Annotated in this window: 23 protein-coding genes; 15 read left to right on the forward strand and 8 right to left on the reverse strand. The window is 57.6% G+C overall.

Going from position 1 to position 21,099, the window contains the following annotated elements; genetic code table 11:
* Positions 1-160: 160 nt before the first annotated feature.
* From AC2FID_RS05940 to AC2FID_RS05950, 3 genes are read left to right on the forward strand one after another with little or no spacing between them, the layout of a single operon-like run.
* Positions 161-628 (forward strand): MarR family winged helix-turn-helix transcriptional regulator, encoded by a 468-nt coding sequence (locus tag AC2FID_RS05940; protein ID WP_058275550.1) that lies wholly within the window; start codon positions 161-163, stop codon positions 626-628.
* Entirely contained in the window at positions 625-1,662 is a 1,038-nt protein-coding gene (locus tag AC2FID_RS05945; protein ID WP_282168956.1) for an efflux RND transporter periplasmic adaptor subunit, read from the forward strand. The genes AC2FID_RS05940 and AC2FID_RS05945 overlap by 4 nt, the downstream gene beginning before the upstream one ends.
* Before the next feature lie 11 nt (positions 1,663-1,673).
* A complete protein-coding gene (locus AC2FID_RS05950) occupies positions 1,674-4,721 on the forward strand; it encodes an efflux RND transporter permease subunit (RefSeq protein ID WP_496835889.1) in 3,048 nt (1,015 codons plus the stop codon).
* A 332-nt stretch (positions 4,722-5,053) separates the two neighbouring features.
* Here the strand turns inward: AC2FID_RS05950 and carB are convergent, their stop codons facing one another.
* The gene (carB, locus tag AC2FID_RS05955) at positions 5,054-8,398 is read right to left on the reverse strand and encodes a carbamoyl-phosphate synthase large subunit (protein ID WP_496835891.1); all 3,345 of its coding nucleotides are present in this window, start codon (positions 8,396-8,398) and stop codon (positions 5,054-5,056) included.
* 176 nt (positions 8,399-8,574) lie between these two features.
* Here carB and AC2FID_RS05960 point away from each other — a divergent pair, with 176 nt between their 5' ends.
* The 4 genes from AC2FID_RS05960 to aspS all read left to right on the forward strand — a co-directional run bounded on the left by AC2FID_RS05960 (position 8,575) and on the right by aspS (position 12,826).
* Entirely contained in the window at positions 8,575-9,702 is a 1,128-nt protein-coding gene (locus AC2FID_RS05960; RefSeq protein ID WP_496835893.1) for an aminodeoxychorismate synthase component I, read from the forward strand.
* Positions 9,657-10,304, forward strand: coding sequence for an aminotransferase class IV family protein (locus tag AC2FID_RS05965; protein ID WP_496835746.1), 648 nt, complete (start codon positions 9,657-9,659; stop codon positions 10,302-10,304). Before AC2FID_RS05960 ends, AC2FID_RS05965 begins: the two co-directional genes overlap by 46 nt.
* The gene (locus AC2FID_RS05970; protein ID WP_496835894.1) at positions 10,301-10,972 is read left to right on the forward strand and encodes a CPBP family intramembrane glutamic endopeptidase; all 672 of its coding nucleotides are present in this window, start codon (positions 10,301-10,303) and stop codon (positions 10,970-10,972) included. The genes AC2FID_RS05965 and AC2FID_RS05970 overlap by 4 nt, the downstream gene beginning before the upstream one ends.
* A 78-nt stretch (positions 10,973-11,050) precedes the next feature.
* Positions 11,051-12,826, forward strand: coding sequence for an aspartate--tRNA ligase (gene aspS / locus AC2FID_RS05975; protein WP_496835895.1), 1,776 nt, complete (start codon positions 11,051-11,053; stop codon positions 12,824-12,826).
* Positions 12,827-13,073: 247 nt separating this feature from the next.
* On the opposite strand, the gene AC2FID_RS05980 is transcribed toward aspS, so the two are convergent.
* Positions 13,074-13,790: a response regulator gene (locus AC2FID_RS05980; RefSeq protein ID WP_496835896.1), complete on the reverse strand. Its 717-nt coding sequence runs from the start codon at positions 13,788-13,790 to the stop codon at positions 13,074-13,076.
* A gap of 134 nt (positions 13,791-13,924) precedes the next feature.
* Between AC2FID_RS05980 and mce the strand changes: the two genes are divergently transcribed.
* Positions 13,925-14,329, forward strand: a complete 405-nt coding sequence (gene mce / locus AC2FID_RS05985) for a methylmalonyl-CoA epimerase (RefSeq protein WP_496755218.1) — start codon at positions 13,925-13,927, stop codon at positions 14,327-14,329.
* A 21-nt stretch (positions 14,330-14,350) separates the two neighbouring features.
* Positions 14,351-14,626: a DUF1467 family protein gene (locus AC2FID_RS05990; protein ID WP_058275562.1), complete on the forward strand. Its 276-nt coding sequence runs from the start codon at positions 14,351-14,353 to the stop codon at positions 14,624-14,626.
* Between the two features lie 3 nt (positions 14,627-14,629).
* Here the strand turns inward: AC2FID_RS05990 and AC2FID_RS05995 are convergent, their stop codons facing one another.
* Both AC2FID_RS05995 and AC2FID_RS06000 read right to left on the reverse strand, forming a co-directional pair.
* Positions 14,630-15,328 carry an EI24 domain-containing protein gene (locus AC2FID_RS05995; protein ID WP_282119006.1) on the reverse strand — a complete coding sequence of 233 codons (699 nt, stop codon included), beginning with the start codon at positions 15,326-15,328 and terminating at the stop codon, positions 14,630-14,632.
* Positions 15,325-15,903, reverse strand: coding sequence for a nitroreductase family protein (locus AC2FID_RS06000; protein WP_496696120.1), 579 nt, complete (start codon positions 15,901-15,903; stop codon positions 15,325-15,327). The genes AC2FID_RS05995 and AC2FID_RS06000 overlap by 4 nt, the downstream gene beginning before the upstream one ends.
* A 138-nt stretch (positions 15,904-16,041) precedes the next feature.
* Here AC2FID_RS06000 and AC2FID_RS06005 point away from each other — a divergent pair, with 138 nt between their 5' ends.
* Positions 16,042-16,317, forward strand: a complete 276-nt coding sequence (locus tag AC2FID_RS06005; RefSeq protein ID WP_496696119.1) for a DUF167 domain-containing protein — start codon at positions 16,042-16,044, stop codon at positions 16,315-16,317.
* On the opposite strand, the gene AC2FID_RS06010 is transcribed toward AC2FID_RS06005, so the two are convergent.
* A complete protein-coding gene (locus tag AC2FID_RS06010; protein WP_058275565.1) occupies positions 16,305-16,553 on the reverse strand; it encodes a DUF8831 family protein in 249 nt (82 codons plus the stop codon). The two genes, AC2FID_RS06005 and AC2FID_RS06010, sit on opposite strands and share 13 nt — an antisense overlap.
* A gap of 122 nt (positions 16,554-16,675) precedes the next feature.
* Here AC2FID_RS06010 and AC2FID_RS06015 point away from each other — a divergent pair, with 122 nt between their 5' ends.
* The 4 genes from AC2FID_RS06015 to AC2FID_RS06030 all read left to right on the forward strand — a co-directional run bounded on the left by AC2FID_RS06015 (position 16,676) and on the right by AC2FID_RS06030 (position 18,419).
* On the forward strand, positions 16,676-17,383 hold the full coding sequence (locus tag AC2FID_RS06015; protein ID WP_496696118.1) for a M48 family metallopeptidase: 708 nt from the start codon (positions 16,676-16,678) through the stop codon (positions 17,381-17,383).
* Positions 17,380-17,748, forward strand: a complete 369-nt coding sequence (locus AC2FID_RS06020) for a YigZ family protein (RefSeq protein ID WP_496696117.1) — start codon at positions 17,380-17,382, stop codon at positions 17,746-17,748. The genes AC2FID_RS06015 and AC2FID_RS06020 overlap by 4 nt, the downstream gene beginning before the upstream one ends.
* A gap of 68 nt (positions 17,749-17,816) precedes the next feature.
* On the forward strand, positions 17,817-18,092 hold the full coding sequence (locus tag AC2FID_RS06025) for a DUF6455 family protein (protein WP_496696116.1): 276 nt from the start codon (positions 17,817-17,819) through the stop codon (positions 18,090-18,092).
* Positions 18,093-18,158: 66 nt separating this feature from the next.
* Entirely contained in the window at positions 18,159-18,419 is a 261-nt protein-coding gene (locus AC2FID_RS06030; RefSeq protein ID WP_058275569.1) for a DUF6455 family protein, read from the forward strand.
* Here AC2FID_RS06030 and AC2FID_RS06035 read toward each other — a convergent pair whose 3' ends face one another.
* Positions 18,420-18,662 (reverse strand): CDGSH iron-sulfur domain-containing protein, encoded by a 243-nt coding sequence (locus AC2FID_RS06035; RefSeq protein WP_058275570.1) that lies wholly within the window; start codon positions 18,660-18,662, stop codon positions 18,420-18,422. It lies immediately after the preceding gene.
* Positions 18,663-18,877: 215 nt separating this feature from the next.
* On the opposite strand from AC2FID_RS06035, the gene AC2FID_RS06040 reads away from it, so the two are divergent.
* A complete protein-coding gene (locus tag AC2FID_RS06040) occupies positions 18,878-19,066 on the forward strand; it encodes a hypothetical protein (protein ID WP_058275732.1) in 189 nt (62 codons plus the stop codon).
* 147 nt (positions 19,067-19,213) lie between these two features.
* Here the strand turns inward: AC2FID_RS06040 and AC2FID_RS06045 are convergent, their stop codons facing one another.
* Both AC2FID_RS06045 and rimO read right to left on the reverse strand, forming a co-directional pair.
* Positions 19,214-19,561 (reverse strand): hypothetical protein, encoded by a 348-nt coding sequence (locus AC2FID_RS06045; protein ID WP_496835759.1) that lies wholly within the window; start codon positions 19,559-19,561, stop codon positions 19,214-19,216.
* A 114-nt stretch (positions 19,562-19,675) separates the two neighbouring features.
* Positions 19,676-21,064: a 30S ribosomal protein S12 methylthiotransferase RimO gene (gene rimO, locus AC2FID_RS06050; protein WP_496755206.1), complete on the reverse strand. Its 1,389-nt coding sequence runs from the start codon at positions 21,062-21,064 to the stop codon at positions 19,676-19,678.
* Positions 21,065-21,099 lie beyond the last annotated feature (35 nt).

Here is a 21,099-nt window from a genome sequence, read left to right on the forward strand (position 1 = left end):
CTGAATGTTTCGGATTCGCCCAAAATGCAGTCATATATGGGTTAGATCAAGAGACGTTGACCCAAGGGAATGTCAAAGTTTGCGCTGAAACCCACTTCACATCTTGAATAGTTCATATTTCGAAGTATATGCGAGGCCAAAGTTACAAACGGATTCACCGATGACCCATGACGACAGTGCGCTGATCCGCTGCCTCAGCCCCGAAGTGCAGGCGATGATGGGGGTCTATGCGCTGTACTGGAAACTGGAAGAAAGCCTGGACGCACTAGAGGTCGGGCTGAGCCATCAGGAATGCCATATGATGGTCAAGCTTGAGCGACCCAAACGCATGGGCGTTTTGGCTGCAGACATGCTGACGGTGCCGTCCACCATCACGTCAACCGCTGACGCGCTAGAAGAGGCAGGATACCTGACCCGCCAGCGCGATCCGGAGGACCGTCGGGCGTGGTTGTTGGTTCTGACGGACAAGGGGCTTGAGATGCGGCAGGTGCTGATGTCCGAAGCGGGGGATCTGTTCCGCCGAGCCTCTGGGCTGGATGCTGACGAAACTGCCGAATTTGCACGACTGGCCCGGAAAATCCGGGAAAATATAATGAAAACAGGAATTCCTGAGGGATTGAAGAAATGAAACTCTTCACTGTACTGAGCGTCGCTCTGACCGTGTTCGCCACTTCCGTTTTGGCGCAGGATAGCGCCAAACCCGTAAAACTAATGATGGTCCAAGAGACATCGCCCGGTTTCTCGCGCCAGTTTTTTGGACGCGTCGCTGCGCGACAGACGGTCGACCTGGCCTTTCAGGTTTCCGGGCAAATCGTCGAAATGCCGGTGACCGAGGGGTTCGTGATACCCAAGGGCGAGCTGATCGCACAATTGGATCAAGAACCATTCCAGCGCCGCTATGACCGCGCTGTCCTGCAAAAGGATCAGGCAGATCGTACCGTCGCCCGCCTTTCCCGCCTGCGCGGAACCACAGCCAGTCAGGTGGCAGTGGATGACGCGGAAACCGAAGCGCAACTGGCGGATATCGCCGTCCGCGATGCAGAATACGATCTGGAACATGCAACACTGACCGCGCCGTTTGACGCGCTGGTCTCACGCCGAACGGTCGAGGCTTTTACGACTGTAAACGCAGGGGCGCCCATCGTGCGTATCCACGATATGTCCGAATTGCGGATCGAAGTAGATGTTCCGGAAATCCTGTTCCAACGATCGGGTCAGGAAGATGACATTGCGATTACGGCGAAGTTTCCAACCAGCGATGAGGTCTTCCCTCTGCAGATACGGGAATTTGATGCCGAAACCTCAAGCGTGGGTCAAACTTTCCGTATCCAATTTGGCCTTACCCCACCTGAAGGGTTGCAGATATTGCCGGGTTCGTCGGTGACCGTGAATGTGAAGGTCCAGGACGCTCGGACAGGTATCGTTGTGCCCGCAACGGCCATCATTTCGGACGCTGAGGGCGGTCTGGGCGTCATGGTGTTTTCACCAGTTGGGGCCGATGAAGGCGCCGTCCAGCTTGTGCCGGTTACCATCGAACCCACACAGACCGGCGAAGTCCGTGTTCTGACAGGGTTGAAAGATGGCGATGAGATCGTCGTCGCGGGTGGCAGCACCTTGACAGATGGTCAAGCCGTTCGCCGCTTTGCTGGCTTTGCGAACTGAAGGGCGGATCGATGAACATTGCGCGCGCATCCATTGACCGCCCGATCTATACGTGGCTGATAATCCTGATCGCCCTGTTTGGTGGCGTCTGGGGTTTCCTGTCGTTGGGACGTCTGGAAGATCCGGCCTTCACCATCAAAAACGCGGTCATCGTGACCCAATATCCCGGTGCAACCGCTGAACAGGTGGCGCTGGAGGTATCCGAGCCTCTAGAATCCGCCATCCAGCAAATGGGTGAGGTTGATACGATCACATCCGTGAACCAGCCCGGTCTTTCGCTGATCGAGGTTGAGATCCAATCAACATATGACGGAACCGAATTACCTGAAATTTGGACCAAGCTGCGCGCCAAGGTGCGTGACACGGCCCGTAGCCTGCCGTCCGGAGTGCAGGCGCCGCTGGTCAACGACAGGTTCGGCGACGTGTTCGGGCTGTTCTATGCAGTAACGGCTGATGGGTTTTCAGACGCTGAAAAACACGAACTGTCGACCTACTTGCGGCGCGAATTGCTGACCGTCGAAGGCGTCGCAGACGTAGAAGTGATGGGCCTGCCGCAAGAAGCGATCTTTGTAGAGCCCGATCTGGCCATCTCGGTGAACCAGAATGTGCCACTGCAGTCCCTCAACGAGGCCATTGCCAATGCGGATTCGGTGAACGCTTCGGGCTCGGTCCGCTCAGAGAATGACCGCACGACCATCCTTACTGCCGAAGGGTCGGACAGTGTCTCAGCAATTGCGGGATTGTCGGTAGGCTCGCAAGGGCAGGTGATCAACCTGTTTGATATGTCCGACGTGTATCGTGGTCGCCAGACCGACCCCGAGGTGATGATCCGGTTCAACGGGACCGAAGCTTTCACATTGGGCATTGCGGGTCTGTCTACCGAAAACATTGTCGAGGTCGGCAAACGCGCTGATGCAAAACTCGCCGAGCTGGACTCGCAAATCCCGTTTGGCGTCGAAATCCTGCCGATCTACCAACAGCACGTGGTGGTCGAGCAGGCCTCGAATGACTTTCTGGTAAATCTCGCCATGTCCGTGACCATTGTGGTTATCGTACTCGCGGTGTTCATGGGATGGCGCGCGGCGGTTGTTGTCGGCTCAACCCTGTTGTTGACCGTGGTGGGAACGCTGCTGTTCATGTCGATGTTCTCAATCGAGATGGAGAGGATCTCGTTGGGTGCGCTGATCATCGCGATGGGTATGTTGGTGGATAACGCCATCGTTGTGGCTGAGGGCATGCAGATCGCGATGTTGCGCGGGAAAAACTCGCGCGATGCCGCGGATGAAGCTGCTTCCAAGACGCAAATCCCGTTGTTGGGCGCAACCGTCATCGGGATCATGGCCTTTGCAGGGATCGGTCTCAGCCCCGATGCGACGGGCGAGTTCCTGTTCTCTCTGTTTGCGGTGATCGGTATTTCACTGCTGCTGAGCTGGGTGCTGGCTCTGACGGTGACACCAATGCTGGGCCACTATTTCTTCAAGCAGGGTGAGGCAGGCGCTGTGGATGCCTATGGCGGGATCATGTTCCGTGTCTACGGCAGCATCCTGCGCTGGGCGCTCCGGTTCCGATGGCTGGTTGTTGCCGGTTTGATTAGCGTCACTGTTGCCTGTTTCGCCGGGTTTGGACTGGTCAAACAGCAGTTCTTCCCGGATTCGAACACGCCGCTGTTCTTCGTGCACTACAAACTGCCGCAAGGTACGCCCATCGCGCGAACGGCCGAGGATATGGCTGTATTCGAAGAATGGCTGGACAAACGCGACGATGTCGTTGCCGTCACCACATTTGTTGGGCAGGGCGCAACCCGGTTTCTGCTGACCTATTCGGCAGAGAAACCGAACCCCAGCTATGGCCACATGATCATCCGTACCGAAACTCTGGATGACATTCCCGCATTGCAGGCTGATCTAGAGGCGTTTGGCTCAGCTCAATTCCCGGAAGGCGAGTTCCGCACCAAGCGTCTGATCTTTGGCCCCGGCGGCGGTGATCCGATCCAGGCCCGGTTCTCGGGTAGTGACCCGGCCGTTCTGCGGCAGCTTGCGGACGAGGCGATTCAGCGGATGCGCGGTGCGTCCGAGAACGCTTTGCATGTCTATCAGGACTGGCGTGAGAAAGAACTGGCGGTTCAGCCTATCTATGCGACAGAACGAGCGCAGACTGCCGGTGTCACCCGTGAAGATATCGCGGGAACGCTGCAATTTTCGACCGATGGCATCAGGGCGGGTGTCTTCCGGGAACGCGACCGTTTGATCCCGATCATTATCCGCCGGCCTGCGGACGGAGATTACTCGATCGTCGATCAGGTCGTGTACTCGGACCAGTCCGAAAAGTTTGTGCCAATCGAACAGATGGTCGACGGGTTCGAGTACAAATCGCTCAACACGCTGGTTCATCGTCGTGACCGGGTGCTGACCATTACCGTCGGCGCCGAAATTCCGGCGGGTCTGACGGCGGCTCAGGTCCACTCGGAAGTGCGCGCTGCCATCGAAGAGATGGAACTGCCCGCAGGGTATCGCATGGAGTGGGGTGGCGAGTTCGAAAACGCCGGTGACGCCAACGAAAGCCTGGGCCGTCAGCTGCCGGTCAGCCTGCTAATCATGGTGCTGATTTCGGTGCTGATTTTTAACGCCATCCGTCAGCCGATAATCATCTGGTTGCTGGTGCCGATGTCCGTGAATGGCGTAGTCATTGGGCTGCTGGGCACGGGACTGCCGTTCACATTCACGGCGCTGCTGGGTCTGCTCAGCCTGTCGGGCATGCTGATCAAGAACGGAATTGTTTTGGTCGAGGAAATCGATCTGGTCCGCGAAACCGGCAAAGGCCTGCGCGAGTCGATCATCGAGGCCTCGGTCTCACGTCTGCGCCCAGTGATGCTGGCCGCGATCACCACTATTCTGGGCATGGCGCCATTGCTGACGGATGCGTTCTTCAAGTCCATGGCGGTGACGATTATGGGCGGCCTGGCCTTCGCGACAATCCTGACGATGGTCGCAGCGCCCGTCTTCTACATGATCTTCTTCGCGCGGGATGAAAAGCGTGAGATGAAAGAAGCCGCTGCGTAAGATGTCCCGGGCGGCGATTTCAGCCGCCTGGGTCCCTTGCCGGGTTGTAGTGATAGAAAATCAGGACAGCTTGTTCCCATCGGGATCACGCAGATAAGTGACATAAAAATCAGGTGCGAAAAAGTTCGTCGACTCGGTGCCGCAGCCCGCACGTTTTTAAATCAGCGGGACAAAGGGCACATCACACGCTGCAAGCGTCATCATTGCGGCGAAAACCATAAACCTGCGCATTTGTTTTTTCCTTCTGCTCAATCACAGAAAAGATGCGCGCCCGGCGACATAAGGTCAACGGGCGCGCGAAACGTTCGGGTGTGTAAGCAGGTTAAGGCCGATCAGCCCTGCAGCGATCTAACCTCGACATCACCCTCGGCCTGCGCCTTGATCGCCAGCGCGGCGGCGTGGCTTGCGGCAGCTGTCGTGTAGTACGGGATCTTGTCATACAGTGCGATGGATCGGATGGCTTTGCTGTCCTCAACCGCTTGAGCACCTTCGGTGGTGTTCATCAACAGCTGAACCTGGCCGTCTTTCAACATATCGACCACGTCCGGGCGGCCCTCATAGACCTTGTTGACGATCTCACAGGCAACGCCCTGCTCGGCCAGCCAGCTTTGTGTGCCGCGGGTCGCGACAAGCGAGAAGCCTTGTTCCGTCAGAACTTGAGCGGCTTCAAGCATAGCGGCACCTTTATCGGCGTCCTTGATCGAGATAAATGCGCGACCCGAGGACGGTAGAACCATGCCTGCGCCCATCTGCGCCTTGAGGAAAGCACGCGGGAAGTCGCGGTCCCAGCCCATGACCTCGCCAGTGGAACGCATTTCCGGGCCCAGAATGGTGTCAACGCCGGGGAAGCGGGCAAAAGGCAAAACAGCCTCTTTCACCGAGAACCACGGCATGTCCGGATCGGCCAGCGTCATCTGGTCGGCAATCTTGGTGTCCTGACCTTCCTTATAAGCGGGGCGCATGGGGAAGTTCGACAGTTTCTCACCGGCCATGACGCGCGCTGCAATCGAAGCAATCGCACTGTCGGTCGCCTTGGCCACAAACGGTACGGTCCGTGAGGCGCGCGGGTTCACTTCGATCAGGTAGATCTCATCGTCCTTGATCGCGAACTGCACATTCATCAGGCCGACAACGTTCAGTGCCTTGGCCAGCTTGAACGTCTGGCCCTTGATCTGATCGATAATCTCTGCCGATAGCGAGTAGGGCGGCAGCGAACAGGCCGAGTCGCCGGAATGTACGCCCGCCTCTTCGATATGCTGCATAATGCCCGCAACATGCACGTCGGTACCATCGCACAGCGCATCCACGTCCAGCTCGACCGCACCGGCCAAGTAGCTGTCCAGCAGCACAGGGCTGTCGCCCGAGACGACCACGGCCTCGTTGATGTAGCGCCTCAGTTGATCCATATCGCGCACGATTTCCATCGCACGACCGCCCAAAACGTAAGAGGGGCGGATCACCAGCGGAAAACCGATCTCTTCAGCAATATCCAGCGCTTGCGCGTCGGTTGAAGCGATGCCGTTTCTGGGCTGTTTCAGGCCCAGATCATTAACCAGCGCCTGAAAGCGTTCACGGTCTTCGGCCAGATCGATGGCATCCGGAGTGGTGCCCAGGATCGGGATGCCTTCGGCTTCCAGCGCGTTGGCTAGTTTCAGGGGGGTCTGACCGCCGTACTGAACAATCACGCCGTGCAGTGTTCCGTTTTCCTGTTCCTTTGTCAGGATTTCCATGACGTGTTCAAAAGTCAGCGGTTCAAAATACAGACGATCCGAGGTGTCGTAGTCGGTCGACACGGTCTCGGGGTTGCAGTTGATCATGATGGTTTCATAACCAGCGTCGGTCAGCGCGAAACAGGCGTGGCAGCAGCAATAGTCGAACTCGATGCCCTGACCAATCCGGTTCGGGCCACCGCCAAGGATGACGACTTTCTTGCGGTCAGACGGACGCGCCTCGCATTCTACGTCACCCATCATGGGGGCTTCGTAGGTCGAGTACATATAGGGCGTCTGCGCCTCGAACTCGGCGGCGCAGGTGTCGATGCGTTTGAACACGGCTGTAACGCCCAGATTGCGGCGCGCCCGGCGGACGTTGTCTTCGTCACGACCAGTCAGATTTCCCAAACGCGCGTCAGTAAAGCCCAGCATCTTGAGCTTACGGATGCCTTCCTCGGTCACGGGCAGGCCGTCTTTGCGTACTTGGCGTTCGGCTTCGATGATCTCGCGGATACGGGCAAGGAACCAAGGGTCGAACTTGGTGACGCCAAAGATCTCATCATCGGTCAGCCCGTGGCGCATTGCTTGAGCAATGGTGCGCAGACGATCAGGCGTCTGCTGGCTGATTGCCTTGATAACGGCGGCCTTGTCTACGGCTTCGTCCCAGACGCCTACGTTCAGGCCGGGGATTTCAATCTCATCAAACCCGGTCAGGCCCGATTCCATTGAAGCCAGCGCCTTTTGCATCGATTCGTGGATAGTGCGGCCGATGGACATCGCCTCACCCACCGATTTCATCGCGGTGGTCAGGTAGGGCTCGGAGCCGGGGAACTTTTCGAACGCGAATTTTGGGATCTTGGTGACAACATAGTCGATGGTCGGCTCAAAGCTGGCCGGGGTGACCTTGGTGATGTCGTTGTCCAACTCGTCCAGCGTGTAGCCCACAGCCAGCTTGGCGGCGATCTTGGCAATCGGGAAACCGGTTGCCTTTGACGCCAACGCCGAAGACCGCGATACGCGCGGGTTCATCTCGATCACGACCATCCGTCCGTCGACCGGGTTGATCGCCCATTGCACGTTCGATCCGCCGGTCTCGACCCCGATCTCGCGTAGTACGGCAATCGAGTGATTGCGCATGACCTGGTATTCTTTGTCGGTCAGCGTCAGGGCCGGGGCAACGGTGATCGAGTCACCCGTGTGCACGCCCATTGGGTCGATGTTTTCGATGGAACAGACGATGATGGCATTGTCGGCGGTGTCGCGCACCACTTCCATCTCGTATTCTTTCCATCCCAAAAGGCTTTCGTCGATTAGGATCTGGCCCACTGGCGAGGCATCCATGCCGGTGCGACAAATATGGATATAGTCTTCGCGGTTATACGCCACGCCGCCGCCTGTGCCGCCCAGCGTAAAGGCGGGGCGAATGATGGCGGGTAAGCCGACATTTTCAAGGGTTTCGAGGGCCAGCGCCACACCGGCGTCCAGGTCTTTCTTGCCGCTTTCGTTCTTGGGGGCAGTCACGATCTCGGCCTTGGGATTTTCGATGCCCAGCCGGTCCATCGCCTCGCGGAACAAGGCGCGGTCTTCGGCCATTTCAATGGCGTCGCGCTTGGCACCGATCATCTCGACGCCAAACTTGTCCAGCACGCCCATCTCTTCCAGCGCGAGCGAGGTGTTCAGGCCGGTCTGCCCGCCCATGGTGGGCAGCAGCGCGTCGGGGCGTTCTTTTTCAATGATCTTGGCGACAACTTCTGGCGTGATCGGTTCGATATATGTCGCGTCGGCCAGCCCGGGGTCGGTCATGATCGTGGCGGGGTTTGAGTTCACCAGAATGACCCGGTATCCTTCTTCCCGTAGTGCCTTGCAGGCCTGAGCGCCGGAATAGTCGAACTCGCAAGCCTGACCAATAACAATGGGGCCCGCCCCGATGATCATGATCGACTGAATGTCGGTTCTTCTCGGCATGGCCACGTTCCTTCGATTGTCCGCGATTCAGGGCACCCCCAAGCGCCCAAATTGTCCTGCGTTATAGGGACCGCGCGAAAAGGTGCAAGGGGGATCGGAAACAGGGGCGAAATTGCCGCTTTCCCCCCTTTCCCTTGGCGGCGTATTCTCTATACCGCGCAGCACGGCAAATGAGGATGCAATTGCGTATTCGTTTTGATCAGGGGCCAGCCGGGTCAGGAACCAGTTTTGACCGGCCAGCCGAGATGATCCGCGCGGACAATGCGGAGGACGTGCCCCAAGCGTTGGAGGCGCTGGACGAGGCGCGCGCGCAAGGGGCTTGGTTGGCTGGCTATGCTAGCTATGAGCTGGGGTACGTGCTGGAACCGCGCCTGTCTGACCGCATGCCAGATGGCCGTCGGCTGCCTTTACTATGCTTCGGCGTTTATGATCACCCCATTCAGCGGGAATTGCCCGCTGCATCCGGTGGGGTGACCCATTTTGAACCGCGCTGGGACGAGGCGCGGTACACGCAGGCGTTTCAACATGTGCATGACGCCATTGGGGCAGGGGATATTTATCAGGCCAACCTGACATTCCCGATTGATATGACCGTACAGGGCAACAGCGCCGCGCTTTATGCCGCGCTCACAGCCGGACAGCCCGTAGGTCATGGCGCGCTGATCCAGCAGGATGGGTTGCCCGATCTACTCAGCCGGTCTCCCGAGCTGTTCTTTCGCACGAACGCGGACCGCGGGATCGAAACCCGCCCGATGAAGGGGACCCAACCCCGCAGCGAGGATATGGCTGAAGACGCCCGGCGTCGGGCGTTCCTGGCGGTCGACGAAAAGAACCGGGCTGAAAACCTGATGATCGTGGATCTGTTGCGCAACGATATCAGCCGCGTCGCGATGCCCGGATCCGTCAAGGTGCCCGAGCTGTTCAAGGTCGAAACCTATGCGACTGTGCATCAGATGATCTCGCTGGTGCAGGCGCAGCTGCACATGGGCGCCGAGCTGTCCGATATCCTGACGGCTCTGTTTCCCTGCGGTTCCATCACCGGTGCTCCCAAAATTCGAGCCATGGAGATTTTGTCCGATCTCGAACCCTGGCCTCGCGATGTTTATTGCGGTGCGATCGGCTGGGCCGCGCCGGACGGGCGTTCAGAATTCAACGTGGCGATCCGGACGCTGATGGTCGAGGATGGCTCGGCCACCCTCAACGTCGGCGGTGGAGTGATCTGGGACAGCACGGCCCCATCGGAATATGAGGAAGCGCTATGGAAAGCTCGCTTTGCCCACCAGCTGACCCTGACTTCCGCCTGATCGAAACACTGGCCTTTCGACCCGGGCAAGGGTTCGTTCGCCGAGATCGGCATCTGGCCCGTATGGCTCGGTCAGCTGTGGCCATGGGCATTCCTTTCGATGCGGGCGCCGCTATCCAGGCACTGGACAATGTCGTAGGGCAATCACCTCAGCGTTGCCGGCTTACGCTGGCAGTTGATGGAACATACGATGTGACAACCGGAGTACTGGCCGGTAACCCACCATTATGGCGGGTCGCGGTCACTAAAATGCGGCTTTCCGCGTCGGATGTTTGGTTGCAGCACAAGACGACCCAACGCTCTGTTTACGACACGGCTCGCGCATCGCTGCCGGACGGAATAGACGAATTTCTGTTCCTGAACGAGCGTGACGAGCTGTGCGAAGGGACCATCACCAACCTGTTCCTGCACATGCCGGACGGCCGACGTCTGACGCCAAAGCTGACCTGCGGATTGCTTCCGGGAATTCTACGTGAAGAACTGATTGATAATAAACAGGTTACCGAAAGCGTCTTGTTCTTGACCGATCTGAAAAACGCGGAAAAAGTTTTCGTAGGGAATTCCTTACGTGGCCTGATCCGGGCGGAGTTGGCGGTATTGTGAGCAAACAAAGCGATTGGGCGCATGAAGGGGCGCATCACGGGCGGCTACGGCTGGAGTTCGGTCTGTTCTTTGTCGCAGTACCAGTTCTGATTGCAGTCTTCTTCCCTCCGAATTGGATGTTTCCGTCGCTGTTCACGTTCACGGCCATCGGTATCATCCTGCTCCACTACACACCTGGCTTTGCCTGGGCCGAACTTCGGTACAATTGGCGCAATTGGACGTGGCGCGAGCTCGCTCTCTTCACTGTCGCCATGACGGCGTTTTGCTCGGCGGTCGTTATGGCGATGCGACCGGACGTTGCATTTCGCATGCTTCTCTACCGGCCCGAATTCCTGGCAGTGATCTGGCTGGCGTACCCGATCGCTTCGGCTCTGCCGCAAGAGCTTTTGTTCCGATCACTGTTTTTTCGCCGCTACCAGGCGATCCTTCCAAACGGGAAGGCGGCTTACCTACTGAACGCGTCCCTGTTTTCGCTGGCCCACCTGATGTACTGGAGCTGGATCGTCGCCATCATGACCTTTGGCGGAGGGCTGTTGTTCACTTGGGCCTACCGCCAACGCGGGTCGTTTTTCTACGCGGTCCTGCTGCACGCTATTGCGGGGAACGTTATCTTTGCGGCGGGTCTGGGCATCTATTTCTATTCCGGCAACGTGCAAAGGCCGTTTTGACGGCGCGACCTGCCTTGACTTTCCAAGCCTGACAGGGTGTACCGGCGCGACGAATTCTACGCCCGAAGGGATAAATCCATGCACGCCTACCGCAGCCACACCTGCGCCGCACTGACCGCCGCCAATGTCGGTGAAACCGTCCGCCTGTCCGGTTGGGTGCATCGGGTACGAGATCACGGCGGCGTGCTTTTCATCGATCTGCGCGATCATTTCGGTGTGACACAGGTTCTGTGTGATGGCGACAGTGCAGCTTTTGCCGAGCTTGAGAAAGTACGTTCGGAATGGTGTATCCGCATCGACGGCACCGTCAAAGCACGTGACCCGGAACTGGTGAACTCGAAACTGCCGACCGGTGAGATTGAGGTTTACGTTCGTGAACTTGAGGTTCTGGGTGCTGCGGACGAGCTGCCGCTGATGGTGTTCGGAGATCAGGAATACCCCGAGGAAACGCGTCTGCGCTACCGTTACCTGGACCTGCGCCGCGAGGCGATGCAGAACAACATGACCTTGCGATCGGACGTTGTCGCCTCGATGCGCAAGCGTATGTGGGATCTGGGCTTCCGCGAGTATCAGACGCCGATCATCACCGCATCTTCGCCTGAAGGCGCGCGTGACTTCCTTGTGCCGTCGCGTTTGCACCCGGGCAAGTTCTACGCGCTGCCGCAGGCCCCACAGCAGTTCAAACAGCTGATCATGGTGTCGGGCTTCGACAAGTATTTTCAGATCGCGCCCTGCTTCCGTGACGAAGACCCACGTGCCGACCGCTCTCCCACCGATTTCTACCAGCTTGACCTTGAGATGTCGTTTGTCGAACAGCAGGACGTGTTCGACACGATCCAGCCGGTTCTAACCGGTGTGTTCGAAGAGTTCGGCGGAGGGCGTAAGGTCGATCAGGAATGGCCGCAGATTTCCTACAAGGATGCGGCGCTGTGGTACGGTTCCGACAAGCCTGACCTTCGGAATCCTATCAAAATGCAAGTGGTCTCCGACCACTTCCGCGGGTCTGGCTTCGCGATTTTCGCGAAGCTGTTGGAGCAGGAAGGCACCGAAATCCGCGCAATCCCCGCGCCGACCGGTGGTAGCCGAAAATTCTGTGACCGCATGAACGCATTCGCTCAGAAAGAGGGTTTGCCCGGCATGGGTTACATCTTCTGGCGCGATCAGGGCGAAGGGATGGAGGCCGCAGGTCCGCTGGCCAAAAACATCGGCCCCGAACGCACCGAGGCCATCCGTCAGCAATTGGGGCTGGGCGTTGGTGATGCGGCGTTCTTCCTGGGTGGTAAGCCGAAAGCCTTTGAAAAAGTCGCAGGCAAGGCGCGTGATGTGATCGGTGAGGAACTGAATCTGACCGAGAAAAACCGCTTCGCCTTTGCCTGGATCGTAGATTTTCCGATCTACGAGCAGGACGAAGAATCCGGGGCCATCGACTTTGAACACAACCCGTTCTCGATGCCGCAAGGCGGGATGGAAGCGCTGCTGGGGAACCCCTTGGACGTGCGTGGCTATCAGTACGATCTGGCCTGTAACGGGTATGAGCTGGTGTCGGGTGCGATCCGGAACCACAAGCCGGAAATTATGTTGAAAGCCTTTGAACTGGCTGGATACGGCGAAGAAGAAGTGAAAAGCCGTTTTGGGGCGCTGTTCAACGCCTTTCATTATGGTGCCCCGCCGCACGGTGGCTGCGCCGCTGGTATCGACCGTATCGTGATGCTGTTGGCCGATGAAGCCAACATCCGCGAGGTCATGATGTTCCCCATGAACCAGCGTGCCGAAGACCTGATGATGGACGCACCATCCGATCCGACCTCGGATCAGATGATGGAGCTGGGCTTGCGGATCATCCCTCAGGACTGAGAATAACAAAACCCGCTGCTTACCCTGCAGCGGGTTTTTTCATGGTTTGCACTGTTGCAAAGGTCATGGCTATGGACCGGTATTCATAGCTTGGTCGCAGGTCTGCATAGCCCGTTAGTCGGGGGTCTATTCCCACGGGTCCCTAAATGACTTCCGGCTAGAGCGAATATCGCGGGCGGTGGCGCGAGTTTGCCAGTAGACCCAAAGGCACAGGATCGTTGCGGTTATGAAGTAAGCGGTCGTCATCTCAAATCGCCTCACGCTGTTCCAAACGGGACTGCACAATCCCGGCGACCTGAGCGGCCACGGCCGTTACTGGGGTCCCGTCTGCCCGGGATTCGGCAAGCCGCTGCGCCGCTTCTGCCAGGACTGTATCGTCGGCATCGCGGGCGACCCCGCGCAGAAACTGTGCCGCGTAATCCAGCGTGCGCTGATCATTCGGACCGGCCAGAATGTCGGCGATATGGGCCATGTCATCCTGATAGGCCAACGGATCGGCGTTAATGATCTCATCCCGGACGGCATGCAGGCTGCTGGGGCGGCGATCTTCGGGCAAACGTTCCAAAACGGATGTCTGGAAATAGGCCAGCGATTTGAGGGGTTTTTCCAGAAACCCATCAGCACCGGCCCGCATTGCGGTGCGTTTCATGTGGTCATCCCCGGACATGCCAAGAATGGCCCCAATACGGGGCGCAGCCTTAGACAGATCGGCGATCAGATCCGCGCCGGACCCGTCCGGCAGACCCATGTCCACAATGATGACAGACGGGCGGTAGATCTGCAGGTGACGCCGTGCCGATTGCAGGCAGTCCGCCCGCCTGATGCGCGCGCCGCTGTGCAGGCACATCAACCGGATGGCGTCGCAGGCATAGCGGCTGTCTTCCACAACCAAAATAGTTTGTCCCAGCAGGGGCCGCGTGGCCGTCGGCTGCGCGGGAGAGGCGAAGGGGCTCGAATCGTCCATGGCGGAACTCCTAATCAGCAGATGCCTCACGCTAGGAACTTCTGGCTAACAGGGCGTTAACGGCAATTTGGCGCACTTGTTCTTTGTTCAACCAGCCCCCATAACCGCTGCAACGCAGAACAGAGGAGAGTTCCATGATTGGTCGCCTGAACCACGTAGCCATTGCCGTACCCGATCTTGAGGCCGCCTCTGAGCAGTACCGCAACGCGCTGGGCGCGAAAGTCGGCGCGCCACAGGATGAGCCGGATCACGGCGTCACAGTTGTGTTCATCGAACTGCCCAATACCAAGATAGAACTGCTCTATCCGATGGGCGATGACAGCCCGATCAACGGGTTTCTGGAAAAGAACCCCTCTGGCGGCATCCACCATGTCTGCTATGAGGTCGAGGATATCATCGCTGCCCGCGATCACCTGAAGGAAACCGGCGCACGCGTGCTGGGTTCGGGTGAGCCCAAGATCGGTGCGCATGGTAAACCGGTGCTGTTCCTGCACCCTAAAGATTTTAACGGCTGCCTGGTCGAGCTGGAACAGGTGTAACCTAACCCCGGAGGGGATGAGATGTCGATTACTGGTGCGGCCGTTCTGTTCGCCGTGATCTGGTTCATGACCTTGCTGGTGGTGCTGCCAATCCGCATCAAGACGCAGGGCGATCTGGGTGATATCGTTCCGGGCACCCACGCGGGCGCACCGGAAGAGCATCACCTGAAGAAAAAGATGTGGATCACCACCGGTATCACGGTGGTGCTCTGGGCCATTATAGCAGGCATCATCCTGTCCGGCGTGATTTCTGTGCGTGATTTCGACTGGCTGAACCAGCTGGAGCCGCGCGGTTGATCTTTAAGCCATAGGCCCTGATAGCTTGTGGTAGATATGGGTGAACGTTGCGACGCCAAGGATTGGGATCACAAGGTTCACCAGGGGCACGGATAGCGGGATCGCCATCAAAATGCCTGCCATCCAGATGGTCGTTGCGTGTTTGGCGCGCAGCTTACGTGCACCTTCCCGACCCAACCTGCGCATGGCAGCCAACGTAAAGTATTCTCGTCCCAACAAGAAACCGTTCATGCCCCAGAAGATGAAGGGGGCGAGCGGAGTAAAGATCGCATAGAGGATCAGGGCCAGCAGATTGGCAACGACCAAAACCCCCATGAAGCTCAGCCCGTCGCGCAGGCTTTCGCTGAACGGAATGCCGGGAACAGTTGGCAAAGATGGGTAATGCTTGTCTTCGACCGCTTGCGCAACGTCTTCCAGAAACATCGACGTAATCGCCGAGGCCACCGGGACCATCAGAAATACGGGCAGGATCAGGACCACAAAGATGCCGGAATAGTTCAGCACGTCGTTCAGCCACGGCACGGCACCAATAAAGGGCAGAGAGATCTCGTTCCCCGACAGCCGGTTGATCAGCCAGATTGCCAAAGCACAGGCGGCGATCAGCAAAACGATCGTCAGACCAACGCCGCGCAACAGGACAGCCCGGAACTTTGGGTCGCCGATCTGTCCCAGCGCTGCAAAAAAGGCGTTGAGAATGGTCATTCCGAAACCCACTGCGTCAACCCATCCACGTCAGGGCGGGGTCTTTCGGGCGGTGCTTTGCCCTCGGTCGCGATATGGACCAGACCCGCGACGCGTTCGTTTTCTTGCAGCCCGAACGCTTTTTGGCAAAAGTCGCGGTCGTGGGTCTGCCAACCGGACAGCCAGTTTGCGCCCCAACCCGCAGCAAGTGCCGCGTTCAGCAAAGCCAGGCACACTGCGCCAGCGGAATAGGTCTGTTCGATTGCAGGGATTTTCGCGGAGGGTTTTTGAACCTCGATCACGGCGACCGCCAGATGGCCCATGTCGAACTGGTTGCGGGCCTTGGCTATGTCCTCAGCGGATTTACCCAGCGCCGAGCCACATTCTTCGGTCAATTGCGCAAGGCGCGGCATGGCACTATTCTCAAGCACGATAAAACGCCAGGGTTCCAGCTTGCCATGATCCGGGCTGCGTGCAGCGGCGGTCAGCAGGGGCAACAGCTGGTCCCGCGTGGGGGCGGGTTCAATCAGCGTTTTTGCAGGGCGCGACCGGCGCGATTGCAGAAACTCCAGAGCGGCCGGATTCTTCAAGGACATATGTTAACTTCCTTTACATAGGCGGTTGTGTATGTGGTTGAACATCTGGCGGGTTTCAAGGGCAAGTGGCTGGATGCAGGAGATCAATTTCACTCCCTGAGCGTTCGTGCAAGGGTGTTCAAGAAGAAGAAAGGGAAGATGGCCAAACCAAAGCTGCGAAATGTACCGGATCTGAGTGCGCGCGCCGTACCCGATGAAGGGATCGAGGTCCGGGTCACGCCGAAAGCTGCGAAGGATGGGATTTTGACCGATCAGGGAAACATTCGCATCTTCGTCACCGCGCCGCCCGAAAACGGCAAGGCAAACGAGGCGGCGCGTAACATATTGGCCGTGGCCATGGGGGTGGCACCGTCTACTCTGATTCTCAGGCGGGGGCAGGCGTCGCGCGACAAGGTATTTGTCTATTTACCCTGATCCGGTGTTTCCCGGATTTGGTACACGCCTTCCGGCAGATCTAAAGCCGCCGCCAGATCGCGCACCTGTTCAGGGGATAACGTGATCCTCTGAATCTGATCCGTGCGCGGGTCCAATTGTTCAAGCGTCACACATTCGGCGAAGCTGTTGATGACGACATCCTCTTGCAAAGGCTTTGGGCCTTCGTCCACCAGAGTAATGACTGTCGAGTCGAATTCATGCTCAATCGAAAACATGAAAGCAGAGTGCAGGTCAGCCGAATGCAATGCAACCCGTAGCTTACCAATCGGGCTGTGGTGATTGGCGCGGCTCCGCGCTATGGTCGTGAAAACGGGCCGACCGTTTCAAAGGATTATGAATGTATCGTCTGATCTGTTTGTTTCTTCCTCTTTTTCTGGCGGCCTGTAGTGCTGGCGAGATGCGATTGCAGCCCGCGACCCAATGGTCGGGGACCTTGGGTGAGTATCAGGTAGAGGCGGCTGCGGTTCGGGATGTCAGCCGCTCCATCGGCAAGGAAGCCCGGGCAGAGTGTCTGAAGCGGGCCAAAGTCAAAAATTGTGATTTCACGGTTCTTGTTGATCTCAATCCACAAGCGGAAGCGAATGCGTTTCAGACCTTGGATGACAGGGGCCAGCCGGTGATCATAATGACCCGATCCATGATTCAGTCGGCGCAAAATCCAGATGAGCTGGCATTTGTACTCGGGCACGAGACTGCTCATCATCTGCTGCGTCACATTCCGCGCCAGGCCGAAAACGCGCAGGAAAGCGCAGTCATATTCAACAATCTGGGCGAACTCTTTGGAGAAGAGGGAGAAGACCTGGAGCGTACACAGAAAATTGGGGCGGAAGTGGGTGTGCAATTGAATGTTAAGGCCTTCGAGCTTGAGGCTGACCAGTTGGGCACAATCATTACCCACAATGCCGGATATAACCCGTTGATCGGTGCAAAGTACTTTGACCGCATCCCGGACCCGGAGGACAGTTTTCTGGCGTCACATCCGCCGAATGCGCAGCGTGTGCAGATGGTTCAGAACACGGCCCGAAAACTTGGGCTGACGCAATGACCCAAATAACAAGGCTGGGCGTAATCCTGACGGATCGTGGATCGAAATACGCGGTGTCGGGGGCTGCTGTGCAAACGCGCGAGGACGTGGATGCCGTTCTGCAAGACCTCAAGTCCGACAAAGCCTATGCCAAGGCGACGCACAATACCTGGGCGACGATCTTGCCGACAGGGGCTCTCAAGGCCGACGACGGAGAAAGCGGTGCCGGAATGGTCATCCTGCGCATGCTCGAAAGGGCTGGACTGGAGGGCCACGTCATCATTGTCACCCGCTGGTACGGGGGCAAAAAACTGGGCGGTGACCGCTTTCGCAGGGTGCAGGATGCCACCCGCGCCTATCTGGACCATATCGGCGCCGGGTCTTGACCTGAGTCAAATGCCTGTTCGGGCCGCTGCGCTATCCTGTCAGAACTCTGCGACAGGGAGACAGCGCAATGCTTGGCAAAAATACTCTGAAACGACATGCGGAACTGGTCGACCAGATGGCAACCCACGTCGGGGTCGATCTGGAAGATGCGGCCATAGGTGGTGATGTCTCGATTGACCAGATCTCTGATGCGGTCCTGCGTTGCAGTGATTGTTCGAACCCAGATCATTGTGCGCAATTTCTGGCACAATCTGCCCAAGACCAGAAAACCCCGGAATATTGCAGGAACACGTCCCTGTTTGACCGCCTCACTTCGCTGTCGGAAAGCAAACTCGACGGCTAGGAATAATCATGCCCCGCCATCGCCGCGTTTGATGGCGCTTTGTGCAAACAAAAGGCAGATCTGCCAATGACCCGAGACAATCTGGGCGACGTGGAGAAACACTTTTGGCTAACCCGGTCGGTGGCCAGATGTATGGATGTTTCGTTGACCGAAGCGATGGCCGAGGGGCGGTTGACCACCAATGGTTATGCGGAGATCGTGACGCGCTGTCGTGCCTCTGGGTGCAGCGACCAATGCGAATTGTGGCTGTCGAAACAACAGGTCAAAGCCGATTCGGCCCCTGAATTCTGCGCGAATGCGGAAACGCTGAACGCTTTGAAGACTTAGTCAGAGCTTGGAATGCGAACCGTCGCACAGCGGCGGATTGGCCGTTTGTTTGCACCCGCAAAAGAACACCTTCTTGCTGGTCTCGGCAGTAAACTTCACCGGTTCAAACTGGGTTCCCTTGTGTGAACCATCGCAGAAGGGCTGACGCTCTGACTTGCCACAGGCACACCAGAAATAGGTTTTCCCTTCGGTCACTTCGACCGGGTAGGGGGCTTTTTGGGCAGGTTTCGGCTGATCTGACATGTGGCTGCTCCGCTTTTGGCTAATGTCGTGAAACAACTATAAGGCCTTCGCGCGGGGCGGGTAGAGCGCTTATGTTTCTTTATGTAAGCAGCATGGTTTTGCCGCTCTCACGAATCTGTGATTGATTTTGTTGCAATAATATCAACGAGGTCGTATTTTGAGACTGGCCCCAGATAATAGGGCAATATGAGAAAATTTTTAGAGGAATGACGGACATGAAACTTAAATTTGCTGCCGTTAGCGCAATTGCCCTGGTTCTGGCTGCATGCTCGCAGCAGGAAGAGCCGACGCCGGTTTACATCACACCTGAGTACGACAAGTTCGGCACACCGAGCTGCCCGGCTGGAACCGAGCTGGCCACGACCGAAGCGGGACAGACCATCTGTAACCCGGTCGCTCAGTAAGAATTCTGCGGGCGGTCTTGTTTTGGCCGCCCGCTTACTCAACGCAGCCGACCGCCCTTGTTGGGCGGTTTTTTTGTGCCCGCTTTATGCCGACGCGGACTCGGATCAGAATACGTCGGTAATTGGCAATCATCACCTCACCAGCCGTCAGTAACCGTGTCCAAATGACTTGCGGTTATAGTGTTGACGCTTTGACCCGTACCGTGGCGCATAAAGGTAGCGATAGGATTTCTTTTTTAGCTTTTGCTGAACGTAGGGCGCGTTCTTAGGAACCGGGTTTGGGTGGTAGACTTTGGGTGTGTGGACTTTCGGAGAGTAATAGTGCCGGTGAATGCGGATTTTATTGCGGCTATGAGCATTCTGCGAATTTGACCCAACAACAATTTGGCCGATCGTTCCAACGGTGATGCTGCCTGCGGTAGCCGGGAAGGCAAAAAGTTGGGACGCAAGTATCGCGGCCATGCAATTGAAAGAGATTGCACGAAAGTATGCCATGAAAACCCTCCTTCTAGCGAGTTGAGGTTTTCATTCATGGTCCGGGAAAATCCCGTCTCAAGCCAATAAACTTAAATCACGCTCTGCCTATCGAGGGTGAACGGCACATTAGGCTTAGGTGCGTGTACCCCATAAATCGTATTCGCCGGCCTCATCAATCTCGACCGACACGATGTCACCAGGTTTCAGGTCATCAAAACCCTCATCGATGAACAGATTCCCGTCGATCTCGGGCGCGTCTGCCTTGGTGCGGCACGTGGCGGCTTCGTCATCAATCTCGTCCACGATCACGTCGATGGTCTGGCCAACCTTGGCGGCCAGCTTAGCCTCGGAGATGGCCTGCGCTTTTTCCATGAAGCGGTCCCAACGCTCTTGTTTGACCTCGGCTGGTATGTGATCCGGGAGGTCGTTTGATCGCGCGCCATCGACGTTTTCGTATTGGAAGCAGCCAACACGATCCAGTTGCGCCTCGTCCATCCAATCCAGAAGGGTCTGGAACTCGGCCTCGGTCTCGCCCGGATAACCGACGATAAAGGTCGACCGCAGCGTGATGTCCGGGCAGGTTGCGCGCCATGCGGCGATCTCCTCCAAAGTCTTGGCTGCCGCTGCCGGGCGCGCCATACGTTTCAGAACGTCCGGATGGGCATGCTGGAACGGAATATCCAGATAGGGCAGGATGTTGGATCCGGCGTCTGCCATAAGGGGGATCAACTCGCGAACATGCGGGTAGGGGTAGACATAGTGGAGCCGAACCCAGGCATCCAACTGCCCCAGCTCACGCGCCAGATCGGTGATGTGGCTGCGCACCTCGCGGTCCTTCCACGGGTTCACATCGTATTTCCGATCCAACCCATAGGCGGATGTATCCTGCGAGATCACCAGCAATTCTCGTACACCATTGTCGACCAGCTTTTCAGCTTCGCGCAGTACCGCGTGGGCTGGGCGGCTGGCCAGTTTGCCGCGCATGTCGGGGATGATGCAGAACTTGCATTTGTGGTTACAGCCCTCGGATATCTTGAGATAGCTGTAATGGCGTGGTGTCAGTTGCACACTTGCGGCGGGCAGCAGGTCCACAAACGGGTCAGGATCAGGCGGCACTGCCGAATGCACTGCATCCAGCACCTGCTCGTATTGGTGAGGGCCGGTAACGGCCATTATGCGCGGGTGATGTTCGCGGATGTAATCCGGTTCCGCACCCAGACAGCCGGTCACGATGACTTTGCCATTCTCCACCAATGCCTCACCAATAGCGTCCAGCGACTCGGCCTTGGCACTATCCAGAAACCCGCAGGTATTCACGATCACGGCATCCGCGCCTGAATAGTCGGGCGAGATGCCGTATCCTTCGGCACGCAGGCGGGTCAGTATACGCTCACTGTCGACCAAAGCCTTAGGGCAGCCCAAAGAGACCATACCGATGGTCGGCTGGTTCGAACGTGGCGTCTCGGGGATCCGGGCGGCAGGCGCCAGGTCGGGGCGGAGGTTTGGCGGGTTCGTTGTCATTGCGCGGCATATAGTGGGGAACGCTTCCCCTTGCA

This window comes from Ruegeria sp. CDSC068 (genome assembly GCF_059610545.1).

Excerpts from the sequence above, each read along its gene's own strand:
- AC2FID_RS05940 (WP_058275550.1), top strand. The coding sequence starts at position 161 with ATGACCCATGACGACAGTGCGCTGATCCGCTGCCTCAGCCCCGAAGTG.
- AC2FID_RS05945 (WP_282168956.1), top strand. The coding sequence starts at position 625 with ATGAAACTCTTCACTGTACTGAGCGTCGCTCTGACCGTGTTCGCCACT.
- AC2FID_RS05950 (WP_496835889.1), top strand. The coding sequence starts at position 1,674 with ATGAACATTGCGCGCGCATCCATTGACCGCCCGATCTATACGTGGCTG.
- carB (WP_496835891.1), bottom strand. The coding sequence starts at position 8,398 with ATGCCGAGAAGAACCGACATTCAGTCGATCATGATCATCGGGGCGGGC.
- AC2FID_RS05960 (WP_496835893.1), top strand. The coding sequence starts at position 8,575 with ATGCAATTGCGTATTCGTTTTGATCAGGGGCCAGCCGGGTCAGGAACC.
- AC2FID_RS05965 (WP_496835746.1), top strand. The coding sequence starts at position 9,657 with ATGGAAAGCTCGCTTTGCCCACCAGCTGACCCTGACTTCCGCCTGATC.
- aspS (WP_496835895.1), top strand. The coding sequence starts at position 11,051 with ATGCACGCCTACCGCAGCCACACCTGCGCCGCACTGACCGCCGCCAAT.
- AC2FID_RS05980 (WP_496835896.1), bottom strand. The coding sequence starts at position 13,790 with ATGGACGATTCGAGCCCCTTCGCCTCTCCCGCGCAGCCGACGGCCACG.
- mce (WP_496755218.1), top strand. The coding sequence starts at position 13,925 with ATGATTGGTCGCCTGAACCACGTAGCCATTGCCGTACCCGATCTTGAG.
- AC2FID_RS05990 (WP_058275562.1), top strand. The coding sequence starts at position 14,351 with ATGTCGATTACTGGTGCGGCCGTTCTGTTCGCCGTGATCTGGTTCATG.
- AC2FID_RS05995 (WP_282119006.1), bottom strand. The coding sequence starts at position 15,328 with ATGACCATTCTCAACGCCTTTTTTGCAGCGCTGGGACAGATCGGCGAC.
- AC2FID_RS06000 (WP_496696120.1), bottom strand. The coding sequence starts at position 15,903 with ATGTCCTTGAAGAATCCGGCCGCTCTGGAGTTTCTGCAATCGCGCCGG.
- AC2FID_RS06005 (WP_496696119.1), top strand. The coding sequence starts at position 16,042 with ATGGCCAAACCAAAGCTGCGAAATGTACCGGATCTGAGTGCGCGCGCC.
- AC2FID_RS06010 (WP_058275565.1), bottom strand. The coding sequence starts at position 16,553 with ATGTTTTCGATTGAGCATGAATTCGACTCGACAGTCATTACTCTGGTG.
- AC2FID_RS06015 (WP_496696118.1), top strand. The coding sequence starts at position 16,676 with ATGTATCGTCTGATCTGTTTGTTTCTTCCTCTTTTTCTGGCGGCCTGT.
- AC2FID_RS06020 (WP_496696117.1), top strand. The coding sequence starts at position 17,380 with ATGACCCAAATAACAAGGCTGGGCGTAATCCTGACGGATCGTGGATCG.
- AC2FID_RS06025 (WP_496696116.1), top strand. The coding sequence starts at position 17,817 with ATGCTTGGCAAAAATACTCTGAAACGACATGCGGAACTGGTCGACCAG.
- AC2FID_RS06030 (WP_058275569.1), top strand. The coding sequence starts at position 18,159 with ATGACCCGAGACAATCTGGGCGACGTGGAGAAACACTTTTGGCTAACC.
- AC2FID_RS06035 (WP_058275570.1), bottom strand. The coding sequence starts at position 18,662 with ATGTCAGATCAGCCGAAACCTGCCCAAAAAGCCCCCTACCCGGTCGAA.
- AC2FID_RS06040 (WP_058275732.1), top strand. The coding sequence starts at position 18,878 with ATGAAACTTAAATTTGCTGCCGTTAGCGCAATTGCCCTGGTTCTGGCT.
- AC2FID_RS06045 (WP_496835759.1), bottom strand. The coding sequence starts at position 19,561 with ATGGCATACTTTCGTGCAATCTCTTTCAATTGCATGGCCGCGATACTT.
- rimO (WP_496755206.1), bottom strand. The coding sequence starts at position 21,064 with ATGACAACGAACCCGCCAAACCTCCGCCCCGACCTGGCGCCTGCCGCC.